The sequence below is a fragment of the Kribbella alba genome, assembly GCF_039529635.1.
Lineage (GTDB): Bacteria > Actinomycetota > Actinomycetes > Propionibacteriales > Kribbellaceae > Kribbella > Kribbella alba.
This window is the reverse complement of sequence record NZ_BAAANE010000004.1, coordinates 336,608-355,053: the sequence shown is the minus strand read 5'-3', so window position 1 is coordinate 355,053 and position 18,446 is coordinate 336,608. Positions and strand designations below refer to the sequence as shown.

At 68.2% G+C, this 18,446-nt stretch carries 16 protein-coding genes; 12 read left to right on the top strand and 4 right to left on the bottom strand.

The genetic code is table 11. From position 1 onward, the window contains the following. Positions 1-5: 5 nt before the first annotated feature. On the top strand, positions 6-1,256 hold the full coding sequence (locus tag ABD210_RS08465; protein WP_344110411.1) for an AI-2E family transporter: 1,251 nt from the start codon (positions 6-8) through the stop codon (positions 1,254-1,256). Positions 1,257-1,315: 59 nt separating this feature from the next. Here ABD210_RS08465 and ABD210_RS08460 read toward each other — a convergent pair whose 3' ends face one another. Further along, entirely contained in the window at positions 1,316-2,932 is a 1,617-nt protein-coding gene (locus tag ABD210_RS08460; RefSeq protein ID WP_344110410.1) for an MDR family MFS transporter, read from the bottom strand. Then, a complete protein-coding gene (locus ABD210_RS08455; protein WP_344110409.1) occupies positions 2,929-3,462 on the bottom strand; it encodes a MarR family winged helix-turn-helix transcriptional regulator in 534 nt (177 codons plus the stop codon). The genes ABD210_RS08460 and ABD210_RS08455 overlap by 4 nt, the downstream gene beginning before the upstream one ends. A gap of 162 nt (positions 3,463-3,624) precedes the next feature. Here ABD210_RS08455 and ABD210_RS08450 point away from each other — a divergent pair, with 162 nt between their 5' ends. The 6 genes from ABD210_RS08450 (at position 3,625) to ilvA (ending at position 9,506) form a co-directional block, all read left to right on the top strand. Then, positions 3,625-4,353 carry an SDR family oxidoreductase gene (locus tag ABD210_RS08450; RefSeq protein WP_344110408.1) on the top strand — a complete coding sequence of 243 codons (729 nt, stop codon included), beginning with the start codon at positions 3,625-3,627 and terminating at the stop codon, positions 4,351-4,353. A gap of 99 nt (positions 4,354-4,452) precedes the next feature. Further along, positions 4,453-5,292, top strand: coding sequence for an oxidoreductase (locus ABD210_RS08445; protein WP_344110407.1), 840 nt, complete (start codon positions 4,453-4,455; stop codon positions 5,290-5,292). A 394-nt stretch (positions 5,293-5,686) separates the two neighbouring features. After that, complete coding sequence (locus ABD210_RS08440; protein WP_344110406.1) at positions 5,687-6,634, top strand: ABC transporter ATP-binding protein; 948 nt, start codon at positions 5,687-5,689, stop codon at positions 6,632-6,634. Continuing rightward, positions 6,634-7,416 (top strand): ABC transporter permease, encoded by a 783-nt coding sequence (locus ABD210_RS08435; protein ID WP_344110405.1) that lies wholly within the window; start codon positions 6,634-6,636, stop codon positions 7,414-7,416. The genes ABD210_RS08440 and ABD210_RS08435 overlap by 1 nt, the downstream gene beginning before the upstream one ends. Continuing rightward, positions 7,416-8,219: an ABC transporter permease gene (locus ABD210_RS08430; protein ID WP_344110404.1), complete on the top strand. Its 804-nt coding sequence runs from the start codon at positions 7,416-7,418 to the stop codon at positions 8,217-8,219. Before ABD210_RS08435 ends, ABD210_RS08430 begins: the two co-directional genes overlap by 1 nt. Positions 8,220-8,300: 81 nt before the next feature. Then, on the top strand, positions 8,301-9,506 hold the full coding sequence (gene ilvA, locus ABD210_RS08425; protein WP_344110403.1) for a threonine ammonia-lyase: 1,206 nt from the start codon (positions 8,301-8,303) through the stop codon (positions 9,504-9,506). An 8-nt stretch (positions 9,507-9,514) separates the two neighbouring features. Here ilvA and ABD210_RS08420 read toward each other — a convergent pair whose 3' ends face one another. Next, on the bottom strand, positions 9,515-9,952 hold the full coding sequence (locus tag ABD210_RS08420) for a MarR family winged helix-turn-helix transcriptional regulator (protein ID WP_344110402.1): 438 nt from the start codon (positions 9,950-9,952) through the stop codon (positions 9,515-9,517). Positions 9,953-10,040: 88 nt separating this feature from the next. On the opposite strand from ABD210_RS08420, the gene ABD210_RS08415 reads away from it, so the two are divergent. From ABD210_RS08415 to ABD210_RS08395, 5 genes are all read left to right on the top strand, one after another. Continuing rightward, positions 10,041-11,537 (top strand): MFS transporter, encoded by a 1,497-nt coding sequence (locus tag ABD210_RS08415; protein WP_344110401.1) that lies wholly within the window; start codon positions 10,041-10,043, stop codon positions 11,535-11,537. Positions 11,538-11,813: 276 nt separating this feature from the next. After that, the gene (locus ABD210_RS08410) at positions 11,814-13,643 is read left to right on the top strand and encodes a serine/threonine-protein kinase (RefSeq protein ID WP_344110400.1); all 1,830 of its coding nucleotides are present in this window, start codon (positions 11,814-11,816) and stop codon (positions 13,641-13,643) included. 147 nt (positions 13,644-13,790) lie between these two features. Next, positions 13,791-14,873 (top strand): hypothetical protein, encoded by a 1,083-nt coding sequence (locus ABD210_RS08405; RefSeq protein ID WP_344110399.1) that lies wholly within the window; start codon positions 13,791-13,793, stop codon positions 14,871-14,873. 315 nt (positions 14,874-15,188) lie between these two features. Continuing rightward, entirely contained in the window at positions 15,189-16,223 is a 1,035-nt protein-coding gene (locus ABD210_RS08400) for an ATP-binding cassette domain-containing protein (RefSeq protein WP_344110398.1), read from the top strand. Then, a complete protein-coding gene (locus ABD210_RS08395; RefSeq protein ID WP_344110397.1) occupies positions 16,220-17,059 on the top strand; it encodes an ABC transporter permease in 840 nt (279 codons plus the stop codon). Before ABD210_RS08400 ends, ABD210_RS08395 begins: the two co-directional genes overlap by 4 nt. 11 nt (positions 17,060-17,070) lie before the next feature. On the opposite strand, the gene ABD210_RS08390 is transcribed toward ABD210_RS08395, so the two are convergent. Continuing rightward, positions 17,071-17,895, bottom strand: a complete 825-nt coding sequence (locus ABD210_RS08390; RefSeq protein WP_344110396.1) for a DUF72 domain-containing protein — start codon at positions 17,893-17,895, stop codon at positions 17,071-17,073. Between the last annotated feature and the right edge of the window lie 551 nt (positions 17,896-18,446).

Genomic DNA, 18,446 nt, shown 5'->3' with positions numbered 1-18,446 from the left:
GTGTCATGAGCGAAGTGGTGGAGCGGGACGACGCGGCCGATGTGGGCCGCGAGGAGGAGAGTCCGGTCGCGGACAACGCCGCCGCCGAACGCAGCAGCGACACCGTGGTGCCTGAGGCCGAACCCAGTCTGGGGGCGGGATCGAGTCGTGGTCCAGTGGATCTCGGGGTGACACGGGCGATGCAGATCGCCAGCGCCTGGGCGTGGCGGTTCCTCGTGATCGTGGCCGCCATCGGGGTGATCGGGTTCGCCCTGAGCTACGTCTCCGAGGTCGTCGTTCCGGTGGTGGTCGGCATCCTGCTCTGCGCGTTGCTCGTGCCGGTGATGGACGGCTTGACCAAGCTGGGGCTGCCGCGGGGTCCGGCGACCGGCATCACCGTAGTCGGCACGATCGTGCTCGTCGCCGGGCTGCTGACGTTGGTGGGCGCGCAGATCGCTAGCCAGTTCGCGAGTCTGTCGACGCGGGTCGGCGAAGGCTTCGAGAAGTTGAAGGACCTCGCCCGGATCAATCTGAACATCAGCGACAAGGACATCACCGACACCTTCAACAGTCTGAAGGACACCGTGCTGTCCGGCGGCGCGCTCGGTCAGCGCGCCGCCGCGGTCGGTACCACCGCCACGCATGTCGTGGCAGGGCTGTTCATCGCGCTGTTCTGCCTGTTCTTCTTCCTCTATCAGGGCGAGCAGATCTGGGCCTGGCTGGTCCGCCTGTTCCCGAAGCCGGCTCGTCCGAAGGCGGATTCCTCCGGAAGGAAGGCCTGGGTCACGCTGACGGCCTTCGTCCGGGCCACCATCATCGTGGCCGCGGTGGATGCCGTCGGGATCGCGTTGGGGGCGGCTGTCCTCGGCCTGCCACTGGTGAGCGCGATCGGGATCCTGGTGTTCGTCGGCGCGTTCATACCGGTGGTAGGCGCCCTGGTGAGCGGCATCGTCGCAGTACTGGTCGCGCTTGTCGCCAAGGGGCCGGTGGTGGCAGTGATCATGCTTGCTGTGGTGATCCTGGTGCAGCAGGTGGAGGCGCACGTGCTGCAGCCGTTCCTGCTCGGCCGGGCGGTGAGCGTTCACCCGCTGGCGGTCATCCTGGCGATCTCGACGGGGGTGGTGATCGCGGGAATCGTGGGCGCGCTGGTCGCAGTACCGACGATCGCCGTGCTCAACACCATCGTCAATCACCTGGCAGGCAACGACGTCGACCCGGAGCCGCCGCGCCGTCCGCTGCCACGCCGAAGACCACCCGCCGTCACCGAAGAGGCCTAGCCCCCAAGACAAACAGCCCGCCCCGTAGATCCCGGGGCGGGCTGCTTGTGTTGCTGCGGTCAGTGCATAGCGGCTGCGGAAGCTGCCAGGTCGGCGTTGTCGCCTTCGGGCTTGGGGCCGTCGTCGCGACCTGCCAGGCGCTGTTCCGGGGTGATGACCGCCAGGATGAACGCGATCGCCAGGAACGGAAGCGAGACCAGGAAGACATCGTCCATCGCCTGCACCAGGCCCGACAGAGCCCAGCCCTTCATCGGCTGCGGCAGTGCGTGCAAAGCCTGCACGCTGTTGGCGGCCTTGGCCAGCTGGTCGACCATGCCGTGCATCGACTGCGGAACGATGTCACCCAGGTGTGTCGTCAGCCGGCTGGTCAGGACGGCGCCGTACACAGCGGTACCGATCGCGCCACCCATAGAGCGGAAGAAGGTCATCGTCGAGGTCGCGGTGCCCATGTGCTGCCGGGGCACGCTGTTCTGCGCGGCGGTGACGGTGATCTGCATCGACAGTCCGAGACCGGCACCCATGATGAACATGTAGATCGCCAGCTGCCAGTACGGCGTGGTCAGCCCGATCGTGGACAGCAGCACCATCGCGCCGCCGACCAGGACCGACGAGATGATCGGGTAAATCTTGTACCGGCCGGTCTTGCTCATCAGCTGGCCGCTCGGGATCGAGGCGAAGAAGATGCCGACGATCATCGGCAGCAGTGCCAGACCCGACTTGGTCGGGGACAGGTCCTTGACCGCCTGCAGGTAGAGCGGCAGGAAGATCAGCGCGCCGAACATCGCGAACCCGAGCAAGAAGGCGTACGCCGCGTACCCGGAGAAGATGCGGCCCTTGAACAGGTCCATCGGGATGATCGGCTCGGAGACCCGCAGTTCGACCAGCACGAAGACCACCGCGAGCACGACAGCTGCGACCAGCAGGGCGATCGTCGTCCCGGCACCCCAGCCGTTGGTCGGCCCGCTCCAGGAGACGGCCAGCAGCAGCGTGGTGACCGCGCCAGTGACGATCGCGGCGCCCAGGTAGTCGATCTTGTGGCTGCGCTTCACATGCGGCAGCTTGAGCACGGCGGCGACGACGCCCAGCGCGACCAGGCCGATCGGCACGTTGATCCAGAAGATCCAGCGCCAGCCGGGACCGTCGGTGAGCAGCCCGCCGAGCAGTGGGCCGGCCACGGACGACAGCCCGAAGACGGCACCGAAGTACCCCATGTACTTGCCGCGCTCACGCGGCGGGATCACGTCGCCGATGGTGGCGAACGCGAGGGACATCAGACCACCGGCGCCCAGGCCCTGGATGGCGCGGAAGCCGATCAGTTCCTCGATGTTCTGCGACATGGCGGACAGCACCGAGCCGGCGAGGAAGGTCACGATCGCCGCGATGAACAGCGGACGGCGGCCGTAGAGGTCGGAGATCTTGCCCCACAGCGGGGTGGAGGCGGTCGAGGTCAGCAGGTATGCGGTGACCACCCAGGACAGCTTGTCCAGGCTGTTGAACTCGCTGACGATCCGCGGCAGCGCGGTTCCAACGATGCTCTGGTCGAGAGCGGCCAGGAACATGCCGGCCATCAGGCCGCCGAGGATCACGAGGATCTGCTTATGGGACAGGTAGTTCGGAGCATTCGGCTCAGGCGCGGGGGAGGCGCCGCCGGCGGTGGCGGGCTCGGTGGTGCTCATCGTTTCTCCACGTTCTTCTCGGTGTTCTGGTGCACGTTCACCGCGGCGGCCCAGCCCTTGTCGGCCCAGGCCCGGTCGGCGCGCTCGTCCACGAGGCTGGTGACCCCGTCGGCGAACCGGGTCATCAACTTCTCGAAGGTCTCGATGTCGGACTCGGACCAGCCGTTCATCGCCTGGCCCAGCAGGTCCATCCGGCGCTTGGCGGCGGCTTCCCACTCCGCGGCGCCCTGTTCGGTCATCTCGACCCGGAAGGCGCGACCGTCGTCGGGATCGGCGGAACGGCGGACCATGCCCGCCTGCTCCAGCGCCCGCACGTGTCGACTCGCGGTAGAGGCGTCGATCTCCATCTTGTTCGCCAGATCGGACAGCCTCAGTGCCCCGTTGCACCGCAGCACAAACAGCACCAGGTGGACGCTGTGGTCGATCGTGTCGCCCGGCTGCTTGGTCTTCAGCCGCCGGCCGATGCGGGTGAACGCGTGCAACACCCCCTCGATCGGGGTCTGCGGCACATACGGGTCAGGTACTTGCATGGTGCAAGCATATACATGCTTGCGTGATACACGCAAATGAGTTTCCGCAATGTCATCAGGACGGCAACTCGTTAACCAAGCGTCATCGTCCGGTCACAAAGCGGCAACAGAGGAGAATGGGGGCTCGTGGTGATGGGGATCCCTTTAGCTCAGGAGAACGGCATGCAGCAGGTCGCGGTGGTCACTGGTGGCGGTTCGGGACTTGGGCGGGAGATGGCGCACGCGCTGGCTGCTGCCGGGTTCGGGGTCACCGTTACCGGCCGGACGGAGGACAGGCTCCGCGAGACGGCGGAATCAGCTCCGGCCGAGGTGCGAACCGCAGTACTCGATGTTGCTGACGGATCGGCAGTCGCCGCGTTCTTCGGGACGTTGGACCGGATCGACGTCCTGGTGAACAACGCCGGCACCGGGGCGCCCGCGGCCGCAGTACAGGATGTTTCGGAGCAGGACTGGCGGCGAGTGGTCGACACGAATCTGACCGGGTCGTTCCTGTGTGCGCAGGCCGCGTTCGCGTTGATGCTGCGGCAGGACCCGAAGGGCGGGCGGATCATCAACAACGGGTCGATCTCGGCGCATGTGCCGCGGCCGCAGGGCATCGCGTACACCGCCAGCAAGCACGCGATCACCGGTCTGACGAAGGGGTTGGAGCTCGAGGGGCGGGCGCACGGGATCACAGCCACCCAGATCGACATCGGCAACGCTGCCACCCCGATGACCGAGAGGATGGCGCAGGGCGTGCTGCAGCCGAACGGGTCCATCGCGGCCGAGCCGACCTTCGATCCGAAGATCGTCGCGGACTTCGTGGTCCGGATCGCGCAACTGCCTGTTGACGTCGCGGTCCCGACGCTGACTGTGATGGCTGCCGGCATGCCGTATGTCGGGCGGGGTTGATACTCAAACCAACCAGTCAGTTGCAAACCTGGCAGGGCGGGTGTTCACTGTGGAGGGAAGCAACTATCCAGTTGGTTGTATGACTCGCAGGGAGCAGGTGTGTCCAAAACCTGGCTCATCACGGGGAGTTCGCGTGGCTTCGGGAGGGAGCTCGCGAAGGCGGTGCTCGACGGCGGCGACAGTGTTGTCGCCACAGCTCGGGACCCGAAGCAGCTCAGTGACTTGGTCGAGCGGTATGGCGACCGCGTTCGGACCTTCCCGCTCGACGTGACCGACGCGGAAGCCGCGCGCGCCGCTGTCGGGTTCGCCGTCGCGGAGTTCGGGTCGCTCGACGTGGTCGTCAACAACGCGGGCTACGCCAACAGCGCCCCGATCGAAGAGCTGGCGGACGACGACTTCCGCGCCCAGCTCGAGGCGAACCTCTTCGGCACCGTGAACGTCACCAAGGCCGCCCTGCCCGTACTGCGACAGCAGCGGTCCGGCACCTTCGTTCAGTTCTCGTCGGTGGGCGGCCGCGTCGGCGGGACTCCCGGGATGGGCGCGTATCAGACGGCCAAGTTCGCGGTCGAGGGCTTCTCCGAGGTGCTGGCGAACGAGGTCAGGCCGTTCGGCGTCAGGGTGATCATCGTCGAGCCGGGGGCCTTCCGGACGGACTGGCAAGGCCCTTCGATGACGCTGCACGACGTCGGCGCGGACTACCAGGAGACAGTCGGTGCCCTCCACGAGTTCCGCCGGTCCACCGACGGAAAGCAACAGGGCGATCCGGCTCGCGGCGCCAGGATCATCGTGGAGGCGGTCGAATCCGACGAGCCGCCGCTGCGCCTCGTGCTCGGCGCAGCGGCGGTCGACGCGATCCGCGCAGCTGCTGAGAAGCGCGCGGCGGAGACCGAGAAGTGGGCCGCGATCAGCGCTTCGGCCGACTTCCCAGCCGGCGAGTAACTGCCTGTACTCCGCGCCCGCCCGCGCCTCCTGCGTCGGCTCCCTGAGCGGGGACGCCGCCGTCTGATGGGCTAAGCGACTTGTGCCGCAGCGAGCCGGAAACAAATTTGAGCCTGGTGACGAAAAGTTTCCGGCCTGATCGATCCCGAGCATGCTCGGCCGACTACCCCGGGATCGCCGCCGCCGGTGGCCGCTTCTTCGGCCGGTAGCGCCCAATCGTCCTGCCAGTCGGCGAACAACCCGCCAGCCGGAACGGTTCCGGCCTCGCCGTTCGGTGGGCGTTGGCCAGGCCGTCGCGCGGGTGAGTGGGTTCCAGCCGTGGATCGGCGTCAGCGCGGCGGAGTGCTCACAAAACGACGAGAAAGTGTCGGAGGGGCGGTCTAGGGTCTGGGTTGTGACGGAACAGGTGGAGGCGCTCGTTCATGCCCGCGGGCTGCGGAAGTCCTACGGGGACTTCGAGGCGGTTGCGGGGATCGACCTGGATGTGCGGAAGGGCGAGGCCTTCGGGTTCCTCGGGCCCAACGGCGCGGGCAAGTCGTCGACGATGCGGATGATCGGGGCGGTGTCGCCGACCAGCGGCGGGGAGCTCCGGATCCTCGGTATGGATCCGGCGGTCGATGGTCCGGCGATCCGGGCGCGGCTCGGGGTGTGCCCGCAGGACGACACGCTTGATACAGAGCTGTCCGTGCACGAGAACCTGACCATCTACGGGCGGTACTTCGGCCTGAGCCGGGCCGAGTGCCGGGAGCGAGCCGACGAGTTGCTGCAGTTCGTCGCGCTGACCGAGAAGGCGAAGGTGAAGGTCGACGAGCTGTCCGGCGGGATGAAGCGGCGGTTGACGATCGCGCGGTCCCTGGTGAGCAAGCCGGATCTGCTGCTGCTCGACGAGCCGACCACCGGCCTCGACCCGCAGGCGCGACATCTCCTGTGGGACAAGCTGTTCCGGCTCAAGCAGGCCGGCGTGACGCTGATCATCACCACGCACTACATGGACGAGGCCGAGCAGTTGTGCGACCGGCTCGTCGTGATGGATGGCGGGCTGATCGCGGCCGAGGGGTCTCCGGTCGAGCTGATCCGGGACTACTCGACGCGTGAGGTGGTCGAGTTGCGGTTCGGGCCCGAGGTGATGCTCACGGATCACGACGCGTTGGCCGGCAAGGTCGAGGATCTCGCGCAGCGGATCGAGGTGCTGCCTGACCGGTTGCTGCTCTACACCGACGATGGGGAGAGAGCAGTCGCGGCCGTGCATGAGCGTGGGCTGGAGCCTGCTGCCGTGCTGGTTCGCCGGTCGACGCTGGAGGACGTGTTCCTGCGGCTCACCGGCCGGACGTTGGTCGACTGATGACGGTCGCGATCGAGAACGGCCGAAGGCAGTTCGACTACTGGGCCACGGTGTACAAGCGGACCTGGAAGGGCACTCTGGTCACGAGTTTCCTGCTGCCACTGCTCTATCTGGCCGCCATGGGCATCGGTCTCGGCTCGTTCGTCGACGACAACGGCTCGGGCGCGCTCGGGGGCGTGAGCTACCTGCGGTACATCGCACCCGGCCTGCTCGCCGCCACCGCATTGCAGATCGCGGTCGGCGAGTCGACCTACCCGGTGATGGGCGGGATCAAGTGGCAGAAGTTCTACTTCTCGATGATCGCGACCCCGCTGCGCCCGGCAGATGTGATGTACGGGCAGCTTGCCTTCATCGCCTTCCGCGTTTTCACGACCTGTGCGGTCTTCGTCGCGATCATCGCGGTGTTCGGCGGCCTGGGGTCGCCGCTCGGCTTGCTGGCTCTGCCGGTCGCGCTGCTCGTCGGGATGGCCGCTGCCGCCCCGGTGTGCGCGGTGGCGACCCGGCTGGAGACCGACTCGGGTTTCGCGATCATCTTCCGCTTCGGCGTGCTGCCGGCCTCGCTGTTCTCCGGGGCGTTCTTCCCGGTCTCGCAACTGCCCGACTGGATCGAGTGGCTCGCGTATGTGAGTCCCCTCTGGCATGCGGTCGAGCTGTCACGCGACCTGAGCCTGGGCACGGTCTCCTTGCTCCCCGCGCTGGGCAACCTCGCCTATCTCGCGGCGTGGTTCGCTGTCGGCACCTGGCTCGCGGTCCGCGGACTGACCCGGAGGTTGATCAGCTGATGGCGACACTCACTGCCCGCGTGTTGCCGATGCCGGTCCGGGCCGGGAGCGGGCGCCACCTGGTCGAGCGGAACTTCCTGGTCTACCGGCGGAGCTGGATCGTCTTCGTGTCCGGCTTCTTCGAGCCGGTGTTCTACCTGCTCTCCATCGGGATCGGGGTCGCCCAACTGGTTGGCGACTTCACCCTGTCCGACGGGACGAAGATCGGGTACGCCGCGTTCGTGGCTCCGGCGATGCTCGCGAGCTCGGCGATGAACGGCGCCATCTTCGACTCGACGTACAACATCTTCTTCCGGATGAAGTACGCGAGGTTGTACGACGCGATGCTGGCGACACCGCTGCGCCCTTGGGACGTGGCGACCGGGGAGGTGACGTGGGCGCTGCTCCGGGGCACGGCGTACTCGGCGATGTTCATCGTGGTGATGCTCGTGATGGGGCTGATCGAGTCCTGGTGGGCGCTGCTCGCGCTGCCGGCCGCGGTGCTGATCGGGTATGCGTTCGCCGGCGCGGGGATGGCCCTGACCACCTTCATGCGGAGCTGGCAGGACTTCGAGTTCGTGACCCTCGCGACGATGCCGATGTTCTTGTTCTCGGCGACGTTCTTCCCGGTCGACACCTACCCGGGCGCGATCCGCTGGCTGGTCGAGATCGCCCCGCTCTACCAGGGTGTCGCGCTCGAACGCGCACTCACCACCGGGACTGTGAGCTGGACCTTGCTGATCAACGCCCTCTACCTGGCCGTAATGGGAACCCTTGGCCTGTACGTCGCCTCCCGCCGCCTCGGCAAGTTACTGCTCAAGTGAGCCGTCAACTGCGGAGGCACATCCGGTTACAGGCGGCGCAAATGACCGGCGGAGGGCGTGGTCCGGTCGTAGTGTGAGCGCGTGACCATCAGTGCTGCGGAGATCGCCAGGGCAGCGGACCTTTTGCATGATGTGGTGGCGCCGACGCCGCTGGAGTACTCGCGCTGGCTGAGCGAACTCGTCGGCGGTGACGTGTTCCTCAAGTGCGAGAACCTGCAGCGAACCGGGTCGTTCAAGCTGCGCGGCGCCTATGTCCGGATGGCCCGGCTGTCCAAGAAGGAAAGGGCCCGTGGCGTCGTCGCGGCCAGCGCCGGCAACCACGCGCAAGGGGTCGCCCTGGCCGCGCAACTGCTCGGGATCAAGGCGACCGTGTTCATGCCGCACGGTGCGCCGATCCCGAAGGAGAAGGCGACCCGGGCCTACGGCGCCGACGTCCGGTTCGTCGGTACGACGATCGACGACTGCCTGCAGGCGGCGCGAAAGTTCGAGGCCGGGACCGGGGCGATCCTGATCCATCCGTTCGACCACCCCGACATCGTGGCCGGGCAGGCGACCACCGGGCTGGAGATCGTGGAGCAGTGCCCGCAGGTGCGGACGGTCGTCGTACCGGTCGGTGGTGGCGGGCTGATCGCCGGGATCGCGTTGGCGATGCAGCGCGACGGAATGCCGATCGAGGTGGTCGGCGTGCAGGCGAAGGGCGCCGCGGCGTATCCGGCCTCGCTCGCGGCCGGCGAACCGATCCAGCTGGAGAAGATGGCGACGATGGCCGACGGGATCGCGGTCGGACTGCCCGGCACGGTTCCCTTCGCGGCGATCCAGGAGCACGTCAGCGAGGTCCTCACGGTCGGTGAGGATTCGTTGTCCAAGGCCCTCTTGCTGGTGCTGGAGCGCGCCAAGCTGGTGGTGGAACCGGCCGGGGCCGCGGCGGTGGCCGCCGTACTGGATCAGCCGAAGCGGTTCAGACCCCCTGTCGTGGTGGTCCTGTCCGGCGGCAACATCGACCCGTTGCTGCTGATGCGGGTACTCCGGCACGGCATGGCGGCGGCGGACCGGTACCTGTCCTTGCGGGTGCGCATCCCGGACACCCCGGGCGGGCTCGCGACCCTGCTCGCCCGGCTGGCCGAGGTGGAGGCGAACATCATCGAGGTGCTGCACGAGCGCATCTCGGAGACGTTGAACCTTGACGAGGTCGAGGTGGCGTTGCAGCTCGAGATGCGGGGCGAAGAGCACCGCGAGCGGATATTGGCCAGTCTGACCAGCAGCGGGTACACGTACACGCTGAACTGAGCGAGTCGTCAGAGAATAGGTGCGTCGCAAGTCTTCGTGAGCGGCGAGTGCAGCCGCTCGGCGAGCACGCGGCGCTGGGTGGGCTGCGCCTCGGTCTGACGGAGCAGGCCGTCCTCGGTCAGCCGGACGTTGATCGCGCGCCGGTCGTCGGGACACATGTGCCGCTCGACCAGCCCGGCCGCCTCGAGCCGGCCGATCACGCGGGAGAGCGCGCTCTGACTGAGGTGGACGGAGCCTGCGATCTGCTGGACCTTGGCTGACTGCTCGGGGAGCTCGGCGAGTCGCTCGAGCACCTCGTACTCACTCATGCCCAGCTGGTGACCTGCTTGCAGCTCTCGATCGAGCGCACAGGTCAGGTCCGCGTGGCGGGCGAGTAGCTCACGCCATTCCCGGACAGCTGCACCGGTCTCGACGGTGGTCCCGGTGCTGACCTTCGTATCGGTCACGGCGGTGACGTTATCATGCATCCGCATTCAATGCAAGCGCAATTAATGAGTAGACATTAGATGCACGCGCATGCAATGCTCTCGTCTTGTGACACAGACAACGCAACCGACACCACCCCGCCTGACCTGGGACGCACGCCTGTGGGGCGCCCTCCTGGTCGTCTGCGGCGTGATCTTCCTCGATGGCCTCGACGTGTCCATGGTGGGCATGTCGCTTCCTTCCATCGGCGCCGACCTCGGCGTCTCCCTGTCCTCCCTGCAATGGGTCGTCACCGGCTACGTGCTGGGGTACGGCGGTCTGCTGCTGCTCGGCGGCCGTACCGCTGACCTGCTCGGCCGTCGCCGGGTCTTCCTGGTCGCGCTCGCCGTGTTCGCCGCGGTCTCGATGCTGAGCTCGCTGGCGACCAACCCCGAACTGCTCATCGCCGCGCGGTTCGTCAAGGGAGTCGCCGCCGCGTTCACCGCGCCGGCCGCGCTCTCCATCATCACCACGACCTTCCACGAGGGTCCGGACCGGAACCGGGCGCTCAGCATCTTCACCACCTGCGCCGCGAGCGGCTTCTCGATGGGCCTGATCCTCGGCGGCCTGCTCACCGAGGTCGGCTGGCGCTGGACCTTCCTGATGCCCGGCCCGGTGGCCCTGATCGTGCTGCTGTTCGCGGTCAGGCTGATCCCGAGCAGCCCGCGCGACGACACCGCCGGCGGCTACGACATCCCCGGTGCGATCACAGTGACCGCAGGCATGCTGTCGCTGGTGTACGCCGTGGTCGGCGCGGAGGGGGCCGGTTGGGTCTCCGTCCAGACGATCGGGCTGTTCTTGCTCGCCGCCGCATTGCTGACCACCTTCATCGTCGTCGAGCGCAGGTCGAAGCATCCGCTGGTCCGGCTCGGCATCCTCCGCAACTCCTCGCTGCGGAGGGCCAACCTGGCCGTCCTGACGGTCTTCGGCGCGTACGTCGCGTTCCAGCTGATCGGCACGCTTTACCTGCAGAACCTGCTCGGCTGGTCCTCGTTCGAGACCGCGCTGGGCTTCCTGCCGGCAGGGCTGCTGGTCGCCACCCTGTCGCCGAACGCGGGCAAGCTGGCCGACCGGGTCGGCACCGAGCGGATGATCATCACCGGCATGGCGCTGTTCGTCGTCGGCTACGCTCTGTCGCTGCGGATCGGGCCGGAGTCGGCGTACCTCGCGACAGTGTTCCCGACCATCCTGCTGATCGGCCTCGGCTTCGCGATCGCCTTCCCGGCGCTCAACATCCAGGCCACCTCGGGGGTCCCGGACCACGAGCAGGGACTCGCGTCCGGGCTGTTCAACACGTCGAACCAGGTCGGTGGAGCGATCGTGCTCGCCGTCGTGACCGCGGTGATCAGCAGCCAGTCGAAGGGCGTCACCACCTCGGCCGGGATGCTGTCGGCGTACAAGCCGGCTCTCGGTGTGGTCACCGGGATCGCAGCCCTCGGCCTGGTCATCGGTCTGACCGGGCTGCGGGGACTGAAGGCCCGGCGCGCGGCCGAGGCCGGGGAGGCCGCCGAACTCGAGGCGGTCCAGCGCGAACTGGCCGAGGACGAGCTGACTCCGGCCGCCTGACACCTTCCCACGCGAAAGGGACCGGCTCCGTCGGGGCCGTGAAACACATAGAGAACCCAGTGCGGGTCGCGGGCTACTCCCCGCGGCCCGCCTTGTGGACTGCGCTATGTACTGCGCTGTTCGGGTGTACGGGTTCGGCCGCGGGTGGGGTGTCAGCCCGGTGTGGTGGGGCACCAGTCAGGAGAGAAGGCCGACCCCGCCGATCGGAGACCCCTGTGACACCGTGTTCCGTCTTTCCCGTCCCCTCGCTCTCGGGGTCCGGAGGGACTGCTGACGATGGCAGGTGACGAGACGAAGGGACGGCTCCTGGCCGGGCGGTACCGGCTGCTCGGTTCGCTGGGACGCGGTGGGATGGGCGTAGTCTGGCACGCCCGCGACGAGGTGCTCGGCCGCGAGGTGGCGGTCAAGGAGATCCTGCTCCCGCCCGAGCTACCTGACGACGAACGCGAGATCCTGCGGCAGCGGACCCTGCGCGAGGCGCGTTCGGCGGCCCGGCTCAGCCACCCCGACGTCGTCACCGTGTACGACGTAGTGGAGGAGGACGGGCGGCCATGGCTGGTGATGGAGCTGATCCGGTCCCGGACCCTGGCAGAGGTCGTCCGGGAGAGTGGGCCACTTCCGGCGGCGCGAGTGGCGCAGATCGGGTTGCAGGTGCTGGCGGCGCTGGAGACGGCTCACGATGCCGGCGTACTGCATCGCGACGTCAAGCCGAGCAACGTCCTCCTGGCCGACGACGGCAGGGTCGTTCTGACCGACTTCGGAATCGCCACGCTGGAGGGTGATCCGTCCTTGACCCGCTCCGGCACGCTGCTGGGATCGCCCGCCTACATCGCGCCTGAACGGATCCAGACCCGCGGCGCCGGACCGGAGTCCGACCTGTGGTCGCTGGGAGCCACCCTCTATACCGCCGTGGAGGGACGGGCGCCCCACGACCGGGGCACTGCCCTACCCACGATGACCGCCGCTGTCACCGAAGCTCCCGATCCTGCACCGCTGGCGGGTCCGCTATGGCCGGTCCTTGAGGGCCTTCTTCGCAAGGACCCGGCCGCCCGCATGGACGGCCCGACAGCCCGACGCCTACTCCAGGAGGCAGCCTCCGCACCCACGCAACAAGCAGACTCCATCGCAAGAACCCTGCCGAGTACTCCGGTCCCTGCTGCGTCGGCCCCGCGGGGGACCGTGGAGCAAGCGCGGGACAGCGGTCAGCAGACACGCATACTGCCTATTCCTGCAGTAGTTCCGGACGCCCAGGCCGAGGCGCCCGTCTCGCCGCCCGAAGAGCAGGCTTGGCAAGATCCCGCGGGCGCAGGCAGTGGTGGCACGGGTGCTGCGGTTGCCGGCAGCGGGTTCGGAGGGGATGGCGGAGCTCCGGCCTCGACTGGTACGTCGGGCCGCGGGAGGTCGTCGGGGAAGGTGCTGGCGGCTGTGGTGGCGTGTGTGCTGGTGGCCGGCGCGGTAGTCGGCTGGGCTTTCTTCAGGCCTGACGGCGGCAACAACGCGGGCCGGTCGCCGGGGACTTCGGCGACGCGTCCGACCGCGGCATCGAGCCCGACGGCGCCCCGCAGTACGTCGACGGCCTCCAATCCGACGAGCCCGCCGCGAACCAGCTTGGCGGTGTCCTCACCGCCGCCCAGTCGGCAGTCGTCTCCCACAGCCGGGCCGTCGGACGCGGTGCCGGCCGGCTTCAGGCGGCACACCGACCAGACCGGTTTCTCCCTGGCTGTTCCGAGCGACTGGACCGTCGATCGGCAGGGGCAACGCGTGTACTTCCGCGAACCGGGCGGCTCCCGCTTCCTGCTCATCGACCAAACCGATCAGCCCAAGCCCGACCCGGTCGCAGACTGGCGCCAGCAGGAACAGGCTCGCCGCGACAGCTACGCCGATTACCAGCGGATCCGGATCGAGGCGGTGAACTACTTCCAGAAAGCGGCCGACTGGGAGTTCACCTATGCCCGCGGTGGTGGACGTCAGCATGTCGTGAACCGCGGTGTGGTCACCAGCGACCACCAGGCGTACGGGATCTATTGGTCCACTCCGGACAGTCAGTGGGATGCCAGTCGGCAGATATTCCAGACCTTCACCAGCAGTTTCCGCCCGGCCCCCTGAGCTCCGGCTTTCCTGCGGTGGGCACGCTCGCGGACGGCGGTTGGCGCTGGGTTTGATGGCGCGGCGGTCGGGGTCAGGGCGGGGGTGGGAGAAATCCGGGGCGATCCCCGATTGGTTTCGGCCCATCCGGGTGGTGGAGTGGGGGACATGAGCGATCAGAGCAACCAGAGCGACTACGACCGTCGGGTCAAGGACATCCTCGACCGGGTCGCCAAGGGCCACCTTTCCAGCGACGAAGCCGCGACCCTGATCGCTGCCGCCTCCACTACCCCCGAGCCTTCCGCCCCGACCGGCCCTGCACAGCCGGGCGGCCCCTCGCAGCCCGCCGCGCCTTCGCAGCCGACCGCCGACGAGCGTCCCTCGACGTCGGTCTGGGCCGACGTCGTCGATTCGCCCGACCTCACCGGAACGGCCAGGCCGGCTGATCCAGCCGGTCCCGCTCAGCCGGCCGGCCCGGGTGCCCCGGAGTCGGCGGACACTTCCGTTGATGCCGGTGCCGTGGCGCAGGACAGTGTCGTCGACGATGCCCCGCTCCAGGGAGTTTTGGAGGACGAGCCGACCGAGGTCGAGACCGAGGCGGAGCACAGCAACGTGCCGGTGCCCGCGGGGGTCCAGCGGGTGACGATCCGCGCGATCGGTCGCCGGGTCCGGCTGATCGGCGAACCTGCCATCAACGGCGTCGCGGTCGACGGCCCGCACGTGATCAAGCGCGACGGCGACACCCTCGCGATCAACAGCGAGGGCGACATGGGCGTCTCGATCGACGGCTTCAGCATGCTGCGCAACCCGACCGACCTGAAGTCGCACGTGAACGGGCTCGCCAAGGAGTTGTCCATCCGGGTCAACCCGATGCTCCAGGTGGAGATCGAGGTGACCGGCGGCAGCGTCAACGCCGAACGCCTGCCCGGCCTCACCCGGGTCCGCGTCACCGCCGGTACCGCGAAGGTCACCGACGTGGACGGCCCGATCGACCTCCTCGTCCAGGCGGGATCGGCCACGCTCGACGCCCAGCTCACGAAGGGCCGGTCGCGGGTCCGGGTCGAGTCCGGCGCCGTCACCGTGAACCTGCGCCGCGGCTCCGACGTCCGCGTCCACACCGAGGCTCAGCTCGGCCGCGTCAACTGGACCGGCGCGGTCACCGGCCAGTCCAAGGACGTGGAGATCGGCCGTGGCCGCGCCGCCCTGGACGTAGAGGTCCTCGTTGGCACCGCCCAGATCGTCTCCGACTGACAATGCTGAGGTAGGGGCGCCCAGAGGGCCCCTACTCCCTCAGCCAGTCGGGGTAACCCCTTCTGCCGGGGTCGTGGGACACCGGGATTCGAACCCGGTGCTACTGGCAACCAACCGCCCCAGCGCCCCCTGCTGTCTCCCAGCTGGATGTGCGGCGGGTCGCCACCCAGGCCGGTGCCGTTGTGGATCCATCCGGCGGGCTCCTCGACTGAGAATTTACGGCTACGCGAAAAGGTGTCGAATTCTGTCGGTGGGGTCGGTCAGGATGATGGCCTGCATCACAGTCCAGTCCGCAGTGCGCTGGGAGGGAGCGGCATGGCCGCAATCGAGGCGACCGGCCTCGTCAAGACATTCAGGTCACGCAAGAACACGGTCAAGGCACTCGACGGCATTGATCTGGAGGTACCAGAAGGCACCGTGTTGGGTCTGCTCGGACCGAATGGCGCGGGCAAGACGACCACTGTCCGGGTGCTCACCACTCTGATGGCACCCGACGAGGGCAGTGCGCGGGTGCTCGGCCACGACGTGGTGAAGGAAGCTGACACCGTGCGCAGCCTGGTCGGCCTGTCCGGGCAGTATGCGGCAGTCGACGAGCTACTCACCGGCCGGGAGAACCTGTGGATGTTCGGCCGGCTCTATCGGCTGACCAGTCAGCAGGCGAAACAGCGGGCGAACGAGCTGCTCGAGATCTTCGACCTGACCGACGCCGCCGACCGGATCCTGAAGACGTACTCCGGCGGCATGCGCCGGCGGCTCGACCTGGCGGGCTCGCTGATCGCCCATCCGAAGGTGCTCTTCCTTGACGAGCCGACCACCGGGCTGGACCCGCGGAGCCGGCTCGACCTGTGGCAGATCATCCGCGACCGGGTCAGCGAGGGAGTCACCATCCTGCTGACCACGCAGTATCTGGAGGAGGCCGACGAGCTGGCCGACAGCATCGCCGTTGTGGACCATGGTTCGGTGATCGCCCGCGGGACGGCCGACGAGCTGAAGGCGAAGGTGGGCGGCGAGCGGATCGAGGTCGTCGTGCACGAAGCGGACGAGACCTATCGCGCACTCGAATTGCTCACCGCCGCGTTGCAGATCACCGATCCGGAGTCGACCTCGCTGGACAAGCACAGCAAGCGGATCACCATGCCCGCGCCCGGTGGTTCGAGCGCACTGGTCGAGGTGATCCGCACCCTCGACGGAGCCGGGATCCGGATCGCCGACATCGGCCTGCGTCGACCGACCCTGGACGACGTGTTCCTCAGCCTGACCGGACACGGGGCTGAAGAAGCGGCTTCCGCTGCGGCGGACCAGAAGGCGGAAGACCAGGAAGCAGCAGACCAGAAGAAGGTGCAGTCATGAGTACTACGGGTGCGCCGGCGAAGGTGAGTCCGCTCGGCCGGGCCGTGACGGACGCCGGGATCCTTGCCTGGCGGACGCTGAAGCGGATTCCCCGAACGCCGGACATGCTGATCTACGCGACCATCCAGCCGATCATGTTCGTGCTGCTGTTCGCCTACGTGTTCGGCAACGCGATCCCGATCCCCGGTTTCCCGGGCGCGCGGGCCTATCGCGAGTTCCTGATGTCCGGCATCTTCGCGCAGACGATGGCGTTCGCGGTCGCGTCGGCCAGTGTCGGCCTGGCCGACGACATGTCGAAGGGCCTGATCGACCGGTTCCGGTCGTTGCCGATGGCAAGGTCCGGGGTGATCGCCGGCCGGGTGATCGGCGATGTGGTGTTCAACGGCTTCGTGATGCTGGTCATGGTGATCTGCGGCCTCATCGTCGGCTGGCGATGGCACAACGGGATCGGTCAGGCCCTCGCGGCGTTCGCGATCCTGCTGTTGTTCGCGTTCGCGATGCTTTGGGTGGGCGCGCTGATCGGCCTGTCCGTGGGTAGTCCGGAGGTCGCGGCGTCGGCCGGGCTGATCTGGCTGTTCCCGTTGACATTCCTGTCGAACGCGTTCGTGCCGACACCGAACCTGCCGGGGGCGCTGCAACCGATCGCCGAGTGGAACCCGATCTCGTCGATCGTCGCCGCGTGCCGGCACTTGTTCGGCAACCCGTCGCCGTTCGCCAGCCCCAACAGCTTCCCGGCCGAACACCCGGTCTGGCTGAGCCTCATCTGGTGCGCGGTCATCATCGGCGTCTTCGCACCCCTTGCCGTCCGCAAGTATCGGCGGGCCACCGGTCACTGAGGAGCTGAGGGTCAAGGCTCCTGGGAGAGGTCCAAGAGGTCCAGCAGCTTCATGGCGTCTCCCGGCGCCTTGACCTTCATGTCGTTGTCGAAGTACACGAACACGTCCTGGCCGTCGTCGGACCAGCCGCGGATCCGGTCCGCCCAGCGGTGCAACGCTTCATCGGTGTAGCCGCTCGCGTAGAGCTCCTCGTCGCCGTGCAGCCGGACGTACACGAAGTCGGCGGTGACCTGGTCGAACACGGGCCAGGTGCCGGCGGTATCCGCGATCACGCACGCGACGCCGTGGTCGCTCAGCAACCGGGTGAAGGCGGGATTGGCGAAACCCGGGTGCCGCACCTCGAGGGCATGGCGCAGCGGGCGGTCGGCGTCTGTCTCGGTGAGAGCGCGCCCCTCGAGCCGCTCGTCGTGCTTGGCGGCGAGGGCTGCGGCCTGTTTGGTGGTGCGCGGGAGTGCGGCCAGGAACTGGTCGAGCACCTCGGGGTCAAAGGGCAGGTTCGCGGGTGTCTGCCACAGGATCGGGCCGAGCTTGGGTCCGAGCGCGAGCAGGCCGGAGGCGAAGAAGTTGGCCAGCACGGTGTCCGCGTCGCGGAGCCGCTTCATGTGGGTGATGAACCGGCCGCCCTTGACGGAGAACACGAAGTCGTCCGGGACCATGTCGTGCCACCGCTGGTAGCTCTCCGGCCGCTGCAGCGAGTAGAAGGACCCGTTGATCTCGACCGAGTTCACCCGCCGCGAGATGTACTCCAACTCCCGCCGATGCGGCAACCCTTTCGGATAGAACACCCCCCGCCACGGCGGATACAACCACCCCGACGTCCCGATCCGAATACTCACGCCCCCATAGTGCCCAAACCCCAACCGCCTACCGCAATCCCAACCGCCCCATGCCACCCCCCGTCCGTGCGCCCCCGCCGGCCGCTGGGGCAGCGACGGCGGTGCCGTTGATGGCGGCGGCCGCGGTCCGCTGGGTAGCGACCGTCGCCCGCTAACGGCTTCTTCGACGAATAGCGCCTTGCGAGCCGCTAGCGGACGAAAACCGCGTCAGCCGACCCCCACGGCAGACCCCCGCGCCGCCCGCTGGAGCAGCGACCGCGGTTCCGCTGGCGGCGACGGCCGCGGTCCGCTGGGTAGCGACCGCGGTCCCGCTGACAGCCTCTTCGACGAGTAGCGGCTTGCAAGCCGCTAGCGGACGAAAACCGCGTCAGCCGACCCCACGGCAGACCCCCGCCGGCCGCCTGCCCGCGCCGCCCGGCCGCCCGCCCACGTGCCGGCCCGCTCGCCGGCCCGGCGCGGGGGTCAGGGGCCAGGCCGGGCAAGTGACGCGTGGAGTGGGCGCGGAGTACGGGTCGGCAAGACGGCGGAGGGCGGGTGGGACAGGTCAGCGC

Coding starts and splice junctions, on each gene's coding strand:
- ABD210_RS08465 (WP_344110411.1), top strand. CDS start 6: ATGAGCGAAGTGGTGGAGCGGGACGACGCGGCCGATGTGGGCCGCGAG.
- ABD210_RS08460 (WP_344110410.1), bottom strand. CDS start 2,932: ATGAGCACCACCGAGCCCGCCACCGCCGGCGGCGCCTCCCCCGCGCCT.
- ABD210_RS08455 (WP_344110409.1), bottom strand. CDS start 3,462: ATGCAAGTACCTGACCCGTATGTGCCGCAGACCCCGATCGAGGGGGTG.
- ABD210_RS08450 (WP_344110408.1), top strand. CDS start 3,625: ATGCAGCAGGTCGCGGTGGTCACTGGTGGCGGTTCGGGACTTGGGCGG.
- ABD210_RS08435 (WP_344110405.1), top strand. CDS start 6,634: ATGACGGTCGCGATCGAGAACGGCCGAAGGCAGTTCGACTACTGGGCC.
- ABD210_RS08430 (WP_344110404.1), top strand. CDS start 7,416: ATGGCGACACTCACTGCCCGCGTGTTGCCGATGCCGGTCCGGGCCGGG.
- ABD210_RS08410 (WP_344110400.1), top strand. CDS start 11,814: ATGGCAGGTGACGAGACGAAGGGACGGCTCCTGGCCGGGCGGTACCGG.
- ABD210_RS08405 (WP_344110399.1), top strand. CDS start 13,791: ATGAGCGATCAGAGCAACCAGAGCGACTACGACCGTCGGGTCAAGGAC.
- ABD210_RS08400 (WP_344110398.1), top strand. CDS start 15,189: ATGGCCGCAATCGAGGCGACCGGCCTCGTCAAGACATTCAGGTCACGC.
- ABD210_RS08395 (WP_344110397.1), top strand. CDS start 16,220: ATGAGTACTACGGGTGCGCCGGCGAAGGTGAGTCCGCTCGGCCGGGCC.